The 15,422-nt window shown below is 38.9% G+C and carries 16 protein-coding genes; 7 read left to right on the top strand and 9 right to left on the bottom strand.

The features are described from left to right. Positions 1-7: 7 nt before the first annotated feature. From KTI79_RS02430 to KTI79_RS02410, 5 genes are all read right to left on the bottom strand, one after another. Complete coding sequence (locus KTI79_RS02430) at positions 8-571, bottom strand: hypothetical protein (protein WP_032054165.1); 564 nt, start codon at positions 569-571, stop codon at positions 8-10. Between the two features lie 148 nt (positions 572-719). Continuing rightward, positions 720-1,724: an LLM class flavin-dependent oxidoreductase gene (locus KTI79_RS02425; protein ID WP_032054164.1), complete on the bottom strand. Its 1,005-nt coding sequence runs from the start codon at positions 1,722-1,724 to the stop codon at positions 720-722. 133 nt (positions 1,725-1,857) lie between these two features. Next, the gene (locus KTI79_RS02420) at positions 1,858-2,349 is read right to left on the bottom strand and encodes a hypothetical protein (RefSeq protein ID WP_086376123.1); all 492 of its coding nucleotides are present in this window, start codon (positions 2,347-2,349) and stop codon (positions 1,858-1,860) included. 237 nt (positions 2,350-2,586) lie between these two features. Then, on the bottom strand, positions 2,587-3,006 hold the full coding sequence (locus KTI79_RS02415) for a glycine zipper domain-containing protein (protein ID WP_016140574.1): 420 nt from the start codon (positions 3,004-3,006) through the stop codon (positions 2,587-2,589). Positions 3,007-3,199: 193 nt separating this feature from the next. Next, a complete protein-coding gene (locus KTI79_RS02410; RefSeq protein WP_086376122.1) occupies positions 3,200-4,105 on the bottom strand; it encodes a LysR family transcriptional regulator in 906 nt (301 codons plus the stop codon). A 119-nt stretch (positions 4,106-4,224) separates the two neighbouring features. Here KTI79_RS02410 and KTI79_RS02405 point away from each other — a divergent pair, with 119 nt between their 5' ends. The 3 genes from KTI79_RS02405 to prmC all read left to right on the top strand — a co-directional run bounded on the left by KTI79_RS02405 (position 4,225) and on the right by prmC (position 7,258). Continuing rightward, on the top strand, positions 4,225-5,064 hold the full coding sequence (locus KTI79_RS02405; RefSeq protein ID WP_032054161.1) for a type 1 glutamine amidotransferase domain-containing protein: 840 nt from the start codon (positions 4,225-4,227) through the stop codon (positions 5,062-5,064). 290 nt (positions 5,065-5,354) lie between these two features. Then, on the top strand, positions 5,355-6,443 hold the full coding sequence (gene prfA, locus KTI79_RS02400) for a peptide chain release factor 1 (RefSeq protein ID WP_002119588.1): 1,089 nt from the start codon (positions 5,355-5,357) through the stop codon (positions 6,441-6,443). Next, positions 6,443-7,258 (top strand): peptide chain release factor N(5)-glutamine methyltransferase, encoded by an 816-nt coding sequence (gene prmC / locus KTI79_RS02395; protein WP_032054160.1) that lies wholly within the window; start codon positions 6,443-6,445, stop codon positions 7,256-7,258. Before prfA ends, prmC begins: the two co-directional genes overlap by 1 nt. A 2-nt stretch (positions 7,259-7,260) precedes the next feature. Here prmC and KTI79_RS02390 read toward each other — a convergent pair whose 3' ends face one another. The 3 genes from KTI79_RS02390 to KTI79_RS02380 form a co-directional block, all read right to left on the bottom strand. Beyond that, a complete protein-coding gene (locus KTI79_RS02390) occupies positions 7,261-8,100 on the bottom strand; it encodes an ABC transporter permease (protein WP_086376121.1) in 840 nt (279 codons plus the stop codon). Positions 8,101-8,103: 3 nt separating this feature from the next. Continuing rightward, the gene (locus KTI79_RS02385) at positions 8,104-9,078 is read right to left on the bottom strand and encodes an aliphatic sulfonate ABC transporter substrate-binding protein (RefSeq protein ID WP_032054159.1); all 975 of its coding nucleotides are present in this window, start codon (positions 9,076-9,078) and stop codon (positions 8,104-8,106) included. 242 nt (positions 9,079-9,320) lie between these two features. Then, positions 9,321-10,349 (bottom strand): AraC family transcriptional regulator, encoded by a 1,029-nt coding sequence (locus KTI79_RS02380; protein ID WP_032054158.1) that lies wholly within the window; start codon positions 10,347-10,349, stop codon positions 9,321-9,323. Between the two features lie 169 nt (positions 10,350-10,518). On the opposite strand from KTI79_RS02380, the gene KTI79_RS02375 reads away from it, so the two are divergent. Beyond that, a complete protein-coding gene (locus KTI79_RS02375; protein ID WP_032054157.1) occupies positions 10,519-11,289 on the top strand; it encodes a 3-hydroxyacyl-CoA dehydrogenase in 771 nt (256 codons plus the stop codon). A gap of 19 nt (positions 11,290-11,308) precedes the next feature. After that, positions 11,309-12,445, top strand: coding sequence for an acyl-CoA dehydrogenase family protein (locus tag KTI79_RS02370; RefSeq protein ID WP_032054156.1), 1,137 nt, complete (start codon positions 11,309-11,311; stop codon positions 12,443-12,445). Between the two features lie 92 nt (positions 12,446-12,537). Here the strand turns inward: KTI79_RS02370 and KTI79_RS02365 are convergent, their stop codons facing one another. Next, a complete protein-coding gene (locus tag KTI79_RS02365) occupies positions 12,538-13,116 on the bottom strand; it encodes a flavin reductase family protein (protein WP_031948802.1) in 579 nt (192 codons plus the stop codon). A 169-nt stretch (positions 13,117-13,285) separates the two neighbouring features. Here KTI79_RS02365 and KTI79_RS02360 point away from each other — a divergent pair, with 169 nt between their 5' ends. After that, positions 13,286-14,062 (top strand): HesA/MoeB/ThiF family protein, encoded by a 777-nt coding sequence (locus tag KTI79_RS02360; RefSeq protein WP_032054155.1) that lies wholly within the window; start codon positions 13,286-13,288, stop codon positions 14,060-14,062. Positions 14,063-14,120: 58 nt separating this feature from the next. After that, positions 14,121-15,419 (top strand): ABC1 kinase family protein, encoded by a 1,299-nt coding sequence (locus tag KTI79_RS02355; protein ID WP_005306693.1) that lies wholly within the window; start codon positions 14,121-14,123, stop codon positions 15,417-15,419. Positions 15,420-15,422: the final 3 nt, after the last annotated feature.

Here is a 15,422-nt window from a genome sequence, read left to right as displayed (position 1 = left end):
TTTACTTTTATGGCATTGCTCTGATAATAATATCAACGGGTTGTTCTATACCATCCATGCTGTGAACAGATGTATTGGTAATTTTAACAATTGGCCATGTTTGCAATTTACAGTTGGGTTTCTGAAGTGCTGTATAATAACTATCGGATTTAAAAAATACTTTTTTGGTGGTTGCAGTATTGGGAGTCAAAAGACGCTTAAGCCATGGTTCGTTTACTTGAGTTTCTAGAAAACGTAATGCCAGAATGCTTTTAACACGATTATTAAATAACCTACGGTTTTTGATAATAAGTGGGTGCGTAATTAACTTATGGGTACCCATCTGACTATGGGGCAAAATAAAATGAGGGGTGATTTGGAAGACAGTCACAAATTTTGCTTGCTGACAGATTTTTTCAAGATGTGTCACGCTATCTTGATTAGTACCAATAATCGCGACAGATGAATGTGAAAAGTCAAATTCTTTAATTGAACTTGATGAAATCACTTGTCCAGTAAAACCTTCAAAATCTTGAGAAGTATTCTGAAAAATTACTGATTTTGAAGTGTTATTTTTAATATTAATACTCATTTTCCAAAAGTCCTTTTGGTTTTTTAAATCATGATGTTTTTATCGTTTTAATATAAATAACCAAGCAGGAAGTTGGGGTAAAGTCTTTTCAGATAGATGGTCATCCCATACTCAAAATCAATTCAAGTATGGGAGCTTGAAGTAGAGTTTAATGTTCTATTTTTACATTCATGAGTTGTGTAAAGCTTTCTAAACGTTTAGCTGTATCGTATACATCACATGTAAAAATAAATTCATCAACATCGTATGTCGCTAAAAGTTTTTGTAAACCAGAGCGAACTGTATTTACAGAACCAATTTGCGCCATTGCATAGAAGTTTTCAACAGAAAGCTGTTCTGCTGTATTCCATAATCCCTGCATTGATTCAACTGGAGGTTTAAGCTTCAAACTTTCTCCACGAATTAAACCTAATACGCGTTGGTAAGCACTGGTTGCTAGAAACTGTGCTTCCTCATCTGTATCTGCTACAACAACAGGCACACCCATTGAAACATATGGTTTATCTAGGTATTCAGAAGGTTCAAAGTTCTCTCGATAGAGTTGAATCGCTTGACCTAACATACGTGGTGCAAAATGTGATGCAAATGAGTAGGGAAGTCCAAGTTTTGCCGCGAGTTGTGCACTAAATAGGCTAGATCCAAGTAACCAAACAGGAACATGGGTACTTTGCCCCGGTGTTGCAATAATTTTTTGTCCTGCTTGAGGTACATCAAAATATTTTAAGATTTCGACAACATCTCTAGGAAATTGATCTTCTGTTTCTTGATGGCCACGACGTAAAGCTCGCATGGTGAGTTGGTCTGTACCAGGAGCACGGCCTAAACCAAGTTCAATACGATTTGGATATAAAGTAGCAAGCGTCCCGAATTGTTCTGCGACAACTAAAGGGGCATGGTTAGGGAGCATAATTCCACCCGAACCCAAACGAATATGCTGTGTATGTGCAGCAATGAAACCAAGCAAGACGGCTGTAGCTGAACTTGCGATACCATCCATATTGTGATGCTCTGCAAGCCAGAAACGTTCATAACCTAGCTTTTCTGCATGTTGTGCTAATTCTAATGCGTGGCGTAATGAAAATTCGATAGTTTTATCATTACGAATGGGAGCAAGTTCCAAAATTGAAAACTTGGTATCTTGAAGTGATCGCATGCGATATTCTCGAATAAGGATATATCGAAATAATACGATATATAGGATGTGATGTATATCGTTTTTTTTCGATATTAAATTTTATCAATCAATAAAAAAGCACCCGAAGGTGCTCTTTTGATTCATCTGTGAATTAGCGGTTTTTATACCAGCCACGATGTAAGCCATTGTCATGGCGACGGCTACCACCTTTATAATAACGACGGTCACCATCGTAATATCTACGGTCATCACGATCATAACGGTCATCGTAATTACGGTCTTCAGCTACTTTACGACCGAGTGCCGAACCACCAGCTGCACCTACTGCTGCACCGATGTAACCACCATTTGTACCGCCCATATTTTTACCAACGGTATAACCAGCACCACCACCTAATGCACCGCCAATCGCAGCTTCTGTACGATTGCGACGGTCACTTGCTGCAGCTGCACCACCAGCTCCACCTAAAGCAGCACCGATTGTTGCACCTGAGGTACCACCAATACTTTTACCAATTGCTGTACCCACTACACTACCTAAAGCAGAGGTTGCAGCAACACGCGTACCATTATCTGCATGTGCAACTATTACCATAGAAGACGTTGCAAGTACTGCACTAGCTAACCAAATATTCATTTTCATCTTGGAACTCCATGTCCTTTTTACTGAAAGGACAGTATTTTTATCTTGAGGTAAATGTAATAAAAAATTTCGTGATAATTATGGAGAAGCCAAACGGAGATACGAGTGTTTTGTGTCGGTTTGTATGGTTTGTATTAATATGTGGATAAATCATGTGCATATCAAATGGTAGCGTGGAATTTAATCAAAAATAAAAAAGCACCCGAAGGTGCTTAAATGTCTATTCATCAACTTTGATTAGTGATGACGACGGTGTTTTTTCTTCCAGTGTTTAGAAGATCGGTCAGCATCACGGTCTTTAGAGATTTTATTACCTAAAGCAGAACCACCTGCCGCGCCTAAAGCAGCGCCGATATAACCACCGTTCGTACCGCCCATGCTTTTACCAACGGTATAACCGGCACCGCCGCCTAAACCACCGCCAATTGCAGATTCTGTACGGTGACGACGATCACTTGCAACAGCTGCACCACCAGCACCACCTAAAGCAGCACCAATTGTTGCGCCAGATGTCCCGCCCATACTTTTACCAATTGCAGTACCAGCGACACTACCTAGAGCAGAAGCAGCTGCTACATGTGTTGTATTGTCAGCATGCGCTACAGTAACCATAGAAGTTGCTAAAACAGCGCTACATAACCAAGCATTTAATTTCATATTCTACTCCGTGTCCTTAACTGCAGGACGCCTAATCTTTTGTTACGGCAAATGTAACAAAACACTTCTCCTAAAATATGGAGAACCATCTTTTGAGTATTGCAGTTTAGTGTCTGGTTTGTATGTTTTCTATTAAAATAGAATATTTAATACTCATATAGAAAAAAGTAATTCTCATTTAACATTCTTAAGTTTATTTATGGTCAGTTGAACACAAAAAATCAATGAAAGCTCGTGTGGCAGAAGACATATGCTTATGTTGTGCATATAGTAAAGAGAAAGGGCGTGTATGACCTGCATATGGTTCAAGTAAAGGCTGTAGCTTTCCTTGTTGAATTTTTTCATTAACGATAAAGTCGTAACTTTGACATATTCCTAGCCCATTTTCAGCAAGAGACACGACTCCTAAAATATCTTCTTTTACTAAAATCCGATTCGTTGGTATCCACTGAATTTCCTGATCTATATCTTTAAAGAACCACGGAGTGACCTTGCCATTACTTGGCAACTCAAAGGCAATACATTGATGATAATTTAACTCTTCTAGTGTTTTTGGAGTACCCATACGTTTTAAGTAAGTGGGTGAGGCAACAAGTTTTAAAGGTGCCTGCTCTAAAGTTCGAGCCACAAAAGAGCTATTTGGAAGGTATCCTTGACGAATAGCTAAATCGAATCCCTCAGCAATTAAATCAACGTTTCGATTAGAGATGCTGATTTCAATTTGAATGTCTGGATATTGCAAAAGAAATTTTTCTAATAAAGGAGGTAAACGATAATGCCCATAAGTTGTGGGGACGCTTAATTTAATTTTGCCGGAAATTTGCAGTTGCTTACCTTGAATAGCACGCTCTGCATGGTCAATTAACTGAAATGCATGTTGCATCTTTTCATAATAAAGCTGACCTGCTTCGGTCAAACTTAAATGACGAGTTGTTCTTCTAAAAAACTGAATACCTAATCTTTTCTCAAGTCGTGTAATTGTTCTACTAATGACTGAAGGAGTTGTTGCTAAATAAATTGCAGCTGCACTAATAGAAAGCTTTTCAGCCACAATTAAAAACACTTCAACATCTGCAAGATGGTCAAATTGACGAGACATTTTGTCCTCAAACGCAAAAAAGATTTGTAAATATGGTTGTTTATCTACCTTACTAGCAAAAATAGAATATATCCATCCCAGTTATAAAACCAGCAAATGGTTGGAATAAAGGTCAAATAATGAAGATGTTAAATAAAGTAATGCTCGCTATGATTACCGCTTCAGCAGCATTAAGTGCAAATGCTGCTCATGTATTAATTGTTTTATCTGATGAAGCCCAATTAGAGCTAAAGAATAATCAGGTTTTTAAAACGGGTTTTTACCTTAATGAATTGATGCAACCTACAAAAATGCTTTTAGATGCAGGCCATACAGTAACTTTCGCTTCACCAAAAGGGAAAGCTCCAACCTTAGATGAATCATCGAATAATGCGATGTATTTTAATCAAGATGAAAAAGCGTTAAAGCAGTATGCAGGTTTATTGCATGATCTAAAGTTAACATCTGCTCAAGATTCTCCAGTTGTGAGCCTATCTCGTATTGAGCAAATTGGCGTAGACCAGTTCGATGCTATTTATATTCCAGGTGGGCATGCGCCTATGCAAGATCTATTAAAAGATAAACAACTTGGAAAAGTACTTACTGCTTTCCATAAAGCTGGTAAACCTACTGCGTTGGTCTGTCATGGTCCAATTGCATTAATGTCTACTTTACCTAATGCTTCGGAAGCTATTAATCAACTTGGACAAGGCAAGCCAGTAAAAACCGGTTCATGGATATATAAAAATTATCGAATGACGGTGATTAGTAATCAGGAAGAGGAACAGGCTAAAGCTTTATTAAAAGGTGGAGAAATGAAGTTTTATCCTCAAACTGCATTACAGTCACTTGGAGGTAAGTATCAAAGTAATACCACTGCATGGGCCCCAAACGTGGTAGTGGACCGTGAACTTATAACAGGACAAAATCCAGCATCAGCTGTTTTGGTGGGCGAAACCTTATTAGAAAAATTAAAATAAGTTGGCTAGGCAAAGAGGTTTTTAAATAAAGCCTCTATTGTCATATAAAGGGAAAATATGACTTATTATTTTCTACAGAAAAGCCAAATTATAGGCAAGTAAATAAATCTTATTCGAAATCATTATATTTATACGCCTCTACTTATTGGGAAAGTTGATGAATTGGCTGATTATATATGTCATTTAAGCAGCATAATCTGTAAACTATGCGCTATTTTTACGATTTTGCTTATCTTCTATACTTACATAGCGTTCGATAAGCTTTTTGGACTTTTGAGATATTTCCTCTTATGAAAGCGTCACTCCGTTTACGACTTGATCAACTCTGTGATCGACATGAAGAACTTACTGCATTGCTTGCAGATGCTGAAGTGATCTCCGATAACAAACGTTTCCGTAAATTGTCTCGTGAACATAGTGATTTATCTGAAATTACCGAAGTTTGGGGCAAATACCGTCAAGCAGAAGAAGATATTGAAACTGCTGAAATGATGAAGTCGGACCCAGACTTTAAAGATATGGCAGAAGAAGAAATTCAAGCCAATAAAACATTGCTTGAAGAATTAGAAAGCCAGCTCAACATTTTGATGATTCCAAAAGATCCGAATGATTCTAATGCGGCTTATTTAGAAATCCGTGCTGGAACAGGTGGTGATGAAGCTGCGATTTTCTCTGGTGATTTGTTCCGCATGTATAGTAAATATGCCGAGACACAAGGCTGGCGTATTGAAGTGCTTTCTGAAAATGAAGGCGAGCATGGTGGCTTTAAAGAAGTTATTTGCCGTGTAGATGGTGATGGTGTTTACGGTCGCTTAAAGTTTGAAAGTGGTGCTCACCGTGTGCAACGTGTTCCAGCCACTGAATCACAAGGTCGTGTGCATACGTCAGCATGTACAGTTGCGATCTTGCCTGAAATTGATGTTGATACCAACGTTGAAATTAATCCGGCAGATTTACGTATCGATACTTACCGTGCATCAGGTGCGGGTGGTCAGCACATTAACAAAACTGATTCAGCGGTGCGTATTACTCACATTCCAACCGGTACAGTAGTTGAGTGTCAAGAAGAGCGTTCACAGCATAAAAACAAAGCTAAGGCGATGGCATTGTTAGTATCGCGTTTAGAAAATGCTAAACGTGCAGCAGCAGATGCAGCAACTTCTGAAATGCGCCGTGATTTGGTTGGTTCTGGTGACCGTTCTGAACGTATCCGTACTTATAACTACCCACAAGGTCGTATGACGGACCATCGTATTAACCTAACTTTATATAAGTTAGACGCAATTATGGAAGGTGATTTAACTGAATTGCTCGATAGCTTACATCGTGAATATCAGGCAGATCAGCTTGCGATGCTTGCACAGGAAAATGGCGGCTAATGAATATTGCTCAAGCGCTTGCAATTCGTGGTGAGCCTGACAGTTATGAACGGCAAGAAAATGCTTGGTTACTTGAGCATTTTCTAAAAATCAATTCGCTTGAATTAAAGTTTAGACTTGAGCAAGAGTTAACAGCCCAACAAGAGCAAGATTACTTGGCTGGTCTTGAACGTATCCAAAATGGTGAGCCTTTAGCTTATGTGACGGGTTCACAGCCATTTTGGACACTCGATTTAAAAGTAACGTCTGATACTTTAGTGCCACGACCTGATACTGAAATTCTAGTTGAAACCGTTTTAAATCTAAATTTGCCAAATACTGCAAATATTGTTGATTTGGGAACGGGAACAGGTGCAATTGCGCTTGCATTAGCAAGTGAACGTCCAGATTGGCAAGTCACGGCAACTGATATTTATGCGCCTACTTTAGAAGTCGCAAAAGAAAATGCACAAGTTCATAATTTGCAACGTGTGAAATTTGCCTGCGGCGCTTGGTTTGACGCACTTGAACCACAAAAGTTTGATTTAATTGTTTCTAATCCGCCGTACATTGACCCAGAAGATGAGCACATGCAAGCTTTGGCTACAGAACCGCGCCGTGCATTGGTTGCAGACCATCAGGGACTGGCTGATATTGAAATTATTATTGCTCAAGGCAAAAACTGGTTAAAACCGCAAGGCTGGATTGCACTAGAACATGGTTATGATCAGGGACAAGCTGTTCGAGATATTTTCACAGAGCATGGTTTTAGCCAAATTAAAACTATTCAAGACTATGGCCAAAATGATCGAGTCACTTTGGCATGCTGGATTTAAAATTACTTTTGTAGTGTATCTCGCCAACGTAATAACCAGTTTTCTATAAGTTTCATTAGGGTATCGGTTATTTTACCCAATAGCGCCAATAAAATAATTGCAATGATAACAATATCTGGTCGAGACGTTTCTCGGCCATCACTGAGTAAATAGCCAATCCCTTGAGTGGCTGCAATCAGTTCAGCTGCAATCATAAACATCCAAGATAAGCTTAAGCTGTTGCGTAAACCCGTTAAAATGCCGGGAGAGGCTGCCGGTAAAATAATAGATATAATCCGCTGAAAAGCATTAAGCCGATAAACTTTTCCAACTTCAATGAGCTTTTTATCTACATTATGAATTGCTGCAACTGTATTGGTATAGGTTGGAAAAAATGCTCCGATTGCAATCAATGTAATTTTAGAACCTTCATCAATTCCTAACCAAAGTAATAATAAAGGGATCCACGCAAGACTTGGGATCGATTTAATTGCTGAAAAAGTTGGTTCTAAATATGCTTCTGCTTCTTTACTTAATCCCACCCAAATCGCAAAAACTAAACCTAAACCGCTTCCTATAATAAAGCCCAACAGAACACGCCATGTACTAATATAAATATGGGCAAATAGGTCGCTATGAGCTAAATCTAAAAAAGATTGCCATAAACTAGACGGTGCAGGGAGTAGATAAGCATTGATATAGCCATTTCTGACTAAAAACTCGCAAGCCATTAAAAAGATAAGTGGAATGAGTAGCGCTTTAAACCAACGAGTAAATTTGTGGTTTAAATACTTTTTCTGAGATTTTAAAGCCTGCTGAGCTAAGAAGTGATTTAGCTCAGCTTTGTTAAGTGAATCACTCATATACTATTTCACGACTTTTTGAGCAAAACGTGGGTCTAGCAACTGATCAACCACTTGATTGACGTTGGTATCTTTTCTAACCAAGTCTTCTTCTGTCAAAATTTTCCCAGAACGTTTTAGCGCTTGTGCTTGAGTTGCTGATGGAATGCTTTGATCGAAGTTGGTTCGGCTCAGTTGTAGTTTAGCCACAGGTAGAGGAAGTTTTGATTCTTGAGCTAAAAGTGCTGCCACTTTATCTGGATTGGCCTTTGCCCATTTTCGGGCTTGTTCGTAGGCTTTAATAACGGCTTCTACCGCTTCAGGGCTTTGCTTTGCAAAATCTTCTTTAACGCTCAGTACGCTATAGCTATTAAATCCAACATTACGATAAAGCAATTTTGCACCCGATTGAATTTGAGCTGAAGCCATTAATGGATCAAGTCCAGCCCAAGCATCTACTTGGCCACGCTCTAATGCAGTTTTTCCATCTGGGTGTTGTAGATGAACCAGTTGTACATCACGTTTACTCAAACCGACTGTATCTAGTGCTTGTAGTGTAAATAAGAAAGGATCGGTTCCTTTGGTGGCTGCAATTTTCTTACCTTTTAAATCTTTTAGGCTTTTAATTGATGAATTTTTTGTGACAACAAGCGCGGTCCATTCCGGTTGGCTTTGTACATAAATCGTTTTAATTGGACTACCATTCGCTCGACTTAATACAGCAGCTAATCCAGCGGTAGAAGCAAAATCGATGCTGTTACTGTTGAGATATTCTAATGAGCGGTTACTACCTTGACTAAAAACCCATTTAATTTGGGTATTTGGCAGTGCTTTTTCGAGAAGTTTTTGATCTTTAACGACTAAACTAGTTGGTGCATAGTAAGCATAATCAAGTTTAAGCGTAGTCGGAATTGCTGCAAAAGCAGATGAAGTAAATACAAACCCCAATGTTGATGCCAACAAAGTCTTTGGTAGAGAAAATTTTGATTTTAAAGACATGATAAAAATAAAACCGAAATGAAATAGGAGATCATCCTTTCACGTGTTTAGAGACTTATAAACTTAGTTATTTTGATTTATAAATCAGTTTGAAAGATAAAAGTTTGAATAGAATTATAAATCACTGTTTTTATGACCATTATTAAATTTTAAATAATGCGTTTATCTGAAATATTGAATTTAAAAGACATAAATATCATAAGCTTAAACTCTAATACCTCACGCTTCATTCGATGTATATGTTATTGCTTGTGTCCAGTTAAATTATCTCGATATGCACCTGGGCTGACACCTGTCCATTTTTTAAAAGCACGGTGAAATGCACTTGGGTCATGGAAGCTTAAATCTTCACTAATATCTTGAATTGAGTCATTCGTTTTGCTTAAGCGTTGAACAGCAATATCACAGCGGATTTCATTTTTAATTTGTTGATAGCTTACACCTTCATGTTTCAGTCTACGTTGAACGGTGGCTTCTGAAATATTGAGTTGGTGAGCTACATCTTTAAGTTCGGGCCATTGTGCAGGGTGGAGTTTCAATAAATGGCGACGAATAAGTACACTTAAGGCATTTTCATTTTTAAAGCGAACTAAAAGATTTTGCGGAGTTTGCTCTAAAAAATCATAAAGCGCTTTTTTATCTTTCTTAATTTTAATATCTAAATAGTGGGCATCGAACTCAACTCGATTTATCTCAGCATTAAATTGAATATCTTCACCAAAACGAACTAAATAATCCTGAATATCGTTCGGTTTAGCACAACGTACCATAATAGTATTTAAACCAATTCGCTGGTCTACCAACCAGCACATAAGTCCGTGTACTAATATTAAAAAGGTTGCGTAGGTAAACATACGTTTAGGTTGCTCATGATCATGAATCACTAAATAAGCTTTGTCTTGCTCTCGAATGAGTTCTCCATGCATATCATCTAAAACAAAGTTAAAAAACTTCAAAATATCGTAGAGTGCTTTTTCTAAAGTTTCAGCCGTACTGACGAGTTTAGTCAGTAATTTATAGCTTCCACGACGCATGGGGTGGCTATCCATCCCAAAAAACTCATCGTTCATGGCATTGGCTAGCTCTATCCACAATTGGGCATACGTCGTAACAGGCACACGTGCCTTTGGAGACATCAGTAATTCAGCGGGGATGCCTGCTTTATTTAGAATTATTTGTGTATTTAGGCCTTTGGCATAAGCCGCACTCAGTGCTTCATGTACTAGTGCAATCGAAATTGTGCCTTTACTTAAAGATGATTGGACAACCATGTCAAAGACTCATATTTTCTTCATATATTTCAAGTGAAATACTGCATATTTAAAATTTGGATTGATCAAAAGCTGCAAGCATTTTGAGGCTTTTTGAAATTGTATCGGAAAACAACAACTTTTACTCTCACTACTAAGTTTAAAGAACATTTCTATAGGACATTACACAATGAAAATTCAAGGGAAACATTTCGTCATTACAGGTGGTGGGTCTGGTTTGGGTGCTGCAACAGCTGAGTATTTAGTCCAGCAAGGTGCTTCAGTCACATTAGTAGACATGAATGTAGAAGCAGGCGAGCAACAAGCAAAACAGTTGGGTCCAAAAGCTGACTTTGTAAAATTTGATGTGACCGATGAAGTTGCTGCTGAACAGTTCTTTAAGGATGTTTTGACAAAACATGGTCATTTGCATGGTTTGGTGAACTGTGCCGGTATTGGCCCTTCTGCGAAAGTAGTTGGTCGTGAAGGCGTACATGATTTGGCATTATTTTCAAAGACTTTAAATATTAATGTTACAGGTACATTTAACATGCTGCGTTTTGCAGCAGATGCAATGAGTAAAAACACGCTTGAAGAAGGTGAAGAAGACCGCGGTGTAATTGTTAACACTGCGTCTGTGGCAGCGTTTGATGGTCAAATCGGTCAGGCTGCGTATTCTGCATCAAAAGGTGCTATTGTTGCGATGACATTGCCAATTGCTCGTGAGCTTGCGCGACATGCCATTCGTATTATGACCATTGCACCGGGAATTATGGAAACTCCAATGCTTAAGGGTATGCCACAAAATGTGCAAGATGCTTTGGGACAAATGGTGCCATATCCATCGCGTTTAGGAAAACCCGAAGAATTTGCTCGTTTAGTTGGGCATATTGCTGAAAATTCATATTTAAATGGTGAAGTCATCCGTCTAGATGGTGCGATTCGTATGGCAGCAAAATAATAAAAATAAGGATGCTGAAATGATCTTAAATGCTGAACAAAGTATGGTTCAGGAGATGATGCGTAACTATGCGCAAAATCAGTTAAAACCAACAGCCGCACATCGCGATAAAACCCATGAATTTCCTGCTCAGGAATTAAAAGATTTAGGTGCACTAGGTGCTATGGGGATGACCGTGCCCGATGAATGGGGCGGTGCCGGAATGGATTATGTATCTTTAGTGCTTGCAATTGAAGAAATTGCTGCGGGTGATGGTGCTATTTCGACAATCGTAAGTGTTCAAAACTCTTTGATTTGCGGTATTACATTGGCATACGGTTCAGAGCAGCAAAAACAAACCTATTTGCCAAAATTTGCATCTGGCGAATGGCTAGGATGCTTTTGTTTAACTGAGCCACATGTAGGTTCTGATGCAAGCGCGATTTTATGTAAAGCCGAGCGAGATGGCGACCATTGGGTACTCAATGGCGTAAAGCAATTTATTACCAGTGGTAAAAATGCTCAAGTGGCTTTGGTATTTGCGGTCACCGATAAACAAGCTGGCAAAAAAGGCATTTCATGTTTCCTTGTACCGACCAATACACAAGGTTATTTAGTCACTCGTATTGAAGACAAAATGGGTCAACATGCTTCGGACACCGCAACCATTACGTTAGAGGACTGCCGGATTCCTTTAGAAAATTTGGTGGGACAAGAAGGTGAAGGTTATAAAATTGCGCTATCAAATTTAGCGGCTGGTCGTATTGGTATTGCGGCTCAATCTGTTGGTATGGCAAGAGCTGCTTTTGATGCGGCTGTCCAATACGCAAATGAACGTAAGGCCTTCGGTGTAGAGCTGGTTCAGCATCAGGCGGTTGGTTTTCGCTTAGCCGATATGGCAACCCAAATTGAAGCGGCACATCAGTTGGTTTTACATGCTGCAGCTTTAAAAGATGCTGGGCTGCCTTGTTTAAAAGAAGCCTCAATGGCAAAGCTATTTGCGTCTACTATGGCTGAGCGAGTATGTTCGGATGCAATCCAGATTCATGGCGGTTATGGCTATGTAAGTGATTTCCCTGTAGAGAGAATTTATCGTGATGTTCGTGTAAGCCAAATTTATGAAGGTGCTTCTGATATTCAACGCTTGGTGATTGCTCGTGAAGTGGCTCAAGTTTAAGTATTAGATTTTAAAAAAAGAGTCACTGACTGCAAAAAAACCGCAATTGTTATGCGGTTTTTTGCAATTAAATGAAACTCGCTTTTTAATGATTAAATTTGAGCTTTGACTTCCTCACCAATTAAATAAAAAGTTCCACCTGCAATATAGTGCAGACTTCGAAGTTCTTTCGGCGCATCTTGAAAATGCCAGTGCCCATCTCTAAAGACACGGCTATCAGCCCATGCACCTACAACAGAACCAATAAATAAATCATGAGCCGACTGATTATGGGGTTCTGGAATAAGTTTACATACAAGCCATGCGATGCAACCTGATACAAGTGGGCTAGGAAGTTCTTCTTGATAAAATAGCTCAACACCGCAATGCTCAAGTTTTTGTGGATCATCCAACTTACTAATGGTTCCAAGTTGATGAGTTAGATCGAGCTGTGCATAGCAAGGAACTTGTAAGGTGAAGTAACCGCTTTGCTCAACAAGCTGTCGAGTTTTCGTACTTTTATCTAAAACGACGGACACTTTGGCTGGTTTGAACTCTAAGGCACATGCCCATGCGGCAGCCATTACATTACGGTCATCACCATGTTGTGCAGAAACAAGGACAGTAGGACCATGATTTAACAAACGATAAGCTTTTTCTAACTCTACAGGTGCAATATATGATTGCGTCATATTTAGCCTAAGTAATACAGAAAATAGATAGCCTTATTGTTGCAGAAAGTGTGAGAGAAGTAATGTGATAGGGTATTAACCGAATAAAAAAGTTGTTTCCATTTTATCACTTTCATAATGATTAACTTAGTCATAAAATCACTTGGCTTCTAAGAGAAAGGATTAACGCGTGACCGAGCTTCAAGATATCGATTTTGTAGAGTTAAGTGATGAAGAAATGCATCTCTATAGCCGTCAGATTTTACTTGATGGATGGGATATTGAAGCTCAGGAAAAACTCAAACTTGCTAATGTGCTGATTGTAGGTGCTGGCGGAATAGGCTGTAGCAGTGCAGAACTACTAGCGCGAGCCGGGGTTGGGAAAATTACACTGATTGATGCAGATACGATCGAGATAAGTAATTTACAGCGTCAAATTGCATTTGGTCATGAAGATGTTGGTCGTTATAAAGCAGAAATTTTGGCTAAACGTTTACAGAAAATTAACCCTTATATCTGTGTTGAATACTATAACGAACGGTTAGACGAACATAACATTGATAGACTGGTTGAACACCAAGATGTGGTTTTAGATGGCTGCGATAATTTTACAACTCGCTATTTGGTAAACGCAGCTTGTAAGAAACATCAGGTCGCATTAATTAGTGCTTCAGCAATTGGTTTTCAGGCACAAATGTTTATGGTTGAAGGAGATTCAGCTTGCTATGAATGTCTTTTTCCGAAAGAACAACATAGTAATGAAGGCCTTCGCTGTGCAGAGTCAGGGGTACTTGCAACTACTCCTGTAATGATAGCGTCATTACAAGCACATCACACTTTGCTATATTTAGGATTAAATCGTACACCTTTAAAGCAGAAACTATTATTGTGGGATGGTTTAAATATGACACAACGTATTGTTAGTTTTGATAAAGATGTAAATTGCCCACTTTGTCAGGCAAGCTAATCAGTAAATTAAACAAAATTTGCTACACTCAACCTGAATGATTTGGTTTTGAAGAAATATGAAAAAAAATATTTTGTTTGATGGGCTGCGTTCAGTCGCCCGTATTGGTGAAACAGCAGTGGTTGCGGCCAAAGCTGGAATTAAATACGCAACTGAAAAACCAAGTAATGCTAAACTCATGCGAGAGACTTTTGAGTCACTTGGTTCAACTTATATTAAGCTTGGTCAGTTTATTGCGAGTACTCCATCGCTTTTCCCACGTGAATATGTAGAAGAATTCCAAGGTTGTTTAGATCAGACTCCAACTCTGCCATTTAGTTATATTCAAGGCGTGCTTGCATCTGAGTTTGAAGGGCGCGATTTAAGCCAGATTTTTAGCTATATCGATGAAAAACCATTAGCTTCTGCGTCAATTGCTCAGGTTCATGCAGCTAAGCTGACCACAGGTGAAGATGTTGTTATTAAAGTACAAAAGCCTGGTGTTGAAACTATTTTATATACGGACCTAAGTGTAGTGCATTGGGCTGCTAAGCTGCTCGAACGTGCTGTACCAAAGATTAAATTTGCTGCTCTTTCTGAAATTGTTGATGAAATTAAAAGCCGTATGGTTCGTGAAGTCGATTTCATTGAAGAAGCACAAAACTTAGATGACTTTATTGAATATCTGAATATTTCACAAAACAAAGCTGCGACTGCACCTAAAGTTTATCATCAGTTTTCTACACGTCGTGTCTTAACTATGCAACGCCTATACGGCGTGTCTTTGACAGACTTTAGTGTTGTAAAACAATATGCTAAAGATCCATCGCAAGTACTGATTACGGCCATGAATACATGGTTCGGTAGCCTCATGCTATGCAAGAGTTTCCATGCGGATTTACATGCTGGAAACCTAATGTTGCTTGAAGATGGTCGAATTGGTTTTATCGATTTTGGTATTGTCGGCCAGTTAAAGCCTGAAGTCTGGACAGCATGTATGGCCTTTATGGATGCATTGCAAAAAACTGATTATCAGGCCATGGCTGAAAATATGCTGAAAATGGGTATGACTCATAACAAAGTTGATGTTGATGTATTGGCACAAGATTTAGAGCGCTTGTTTAACGGCGTATTAATGTCTGACCCTCAACAAATTCTCGCTTCAAATCCAGCCGATTTAAACGATATCATGATGGATATGGTAGGAGTTGGTGAGCGCCACGGTATTAAATTCCCACGTGACTTCGCTTTATTATTTAAGCAAATGCTTTATTTCGATCGTTTTATGCGCGTACTCGCACCATATACTGATATTTATGCAGACCAACGTTTGAAAATGGTTCAAAATATGGAACCTGCTTCGTTGTTAAAGCACTAAGGT

It is taken from the genome of Acinetobacter sp. WU_MDCI_Abxd143 (genome assembly GCF_025514195.1).
GTDB lineage: Bacteria > Pseudomonadota > Gammaproteobacteria > Pseudomonadales > Moraxellaceae > Acinetobacter > Acinetobacter pittii_H.
The sequence above is the reverse complement of the archived record's forward strand: the minus strand, read 5'-3'. Positions and strand labels throughout refer to the sequence as shown.

Bases quoted from the DNA above. Each gene is read 5' to 3' on its own strand.
- prmC (WP_032054160.1), top strand. From the start codon at position 6,443: ATGAATATTGCTCAAGCGCTTGCAATTCGTGGTGAGCCTGACAGTTAT.
- KTI79_RS02425 (WP_032054164.1), bottom strand. From the start codon at position 1,724: ATGCGATCACTTCAAGATACCAAGTTTTCAATTTTGGAACTTGCTCCC.
- KTI79_RS02410 (WP_086376122.1), bottom strand. From the start codon at position 4,105: ATGTCTCGTCAATTTGACCATCTTGCAGATGTTGAAGTGTTTTTAATT.
- KTI79_RS02415 (WP_016140574.1), bottom strand. From the start codon at position 3,006: ATGAAATTAAATGCTTGGTTATGTAGCGCTGTTTTAGCAACTTCTATG.
- KTI79_RS02405 (WP_032054161.1), top strand. From the start codon at position 4,225: ATGAAGATGTTAAATAAAGTAATGCTCGCTATGATTACCGCTTCAGCA.
- KTI79_RS02420 (WP_086376123.1), bottom strand. From the start codon at position 2,349: ATGAAAATGAATATTTGGTTAGCTAGTGCAGTACTTGCAACGTCTTCT.
- KTI79_RS02380 (WP_032054158.1), bottom strand. From the start codon at position 10,349: ATGGTTGTCCAATCATCTTTAAGTAAAGGCACAATTTCGATTGCACTA.
- prfA (WP_002119588.1), top strand. From the start codon at position 5,355: ATGAAAGCGTCACTCCGTTTACGACTTGATCAACTCTGTGATCGACAT.
- KTI79_RS02430 (WP_032054165.1), bottom strand. From the start codon at position 571: ATGAGTATTAATATTAAAAATAACACTTCAAAATCAGTAATTTTTCAG.
- KTI79_RS02390 (WP_086376121.1), bottom strand. From the start codon at position 8,100: ATGAGTGATTCACTTAACAAAGCTGAGCTAAATCACTTCTTAGCTCAG.
- KTI79_RS02355 (WP_005306693.1), top strand. From the start codon at position 14,121: ATGAAAAAAAATATTTTGTTTGATGGGCTGCGTTCAGTCGCCCGTATT.
- KTI79_RS02385 (WP_032054159.1), bottom strand. From the start codon at position 9,078: ATGTCTTTAAAATCAAAATTTTCTCTACCAAAGACTTTGTTGGCATCA.
- KTI79_RS02375 (WP_032054157.1), top strand. From the start codon at position 10,519: ATGAAAATTCAAGGGAAACATTTCGTCATTACAGGTGGTGGGTCTGGT.
- KTI79_RS02365 (WP_031948802.1), bottom strand. From the start codon at position 13,116: ATGACGCAATCATATATTGCACCTGTAGAGTTAGAAAAAGCTTATCGT.
- KTI79_RS02370 (WP_032054156.1), top strand. From the start codon at position 11,309: ATGATCTTAAATGCTGAACAAAGTATGGTTCAGGAGATGATGCGTAAC.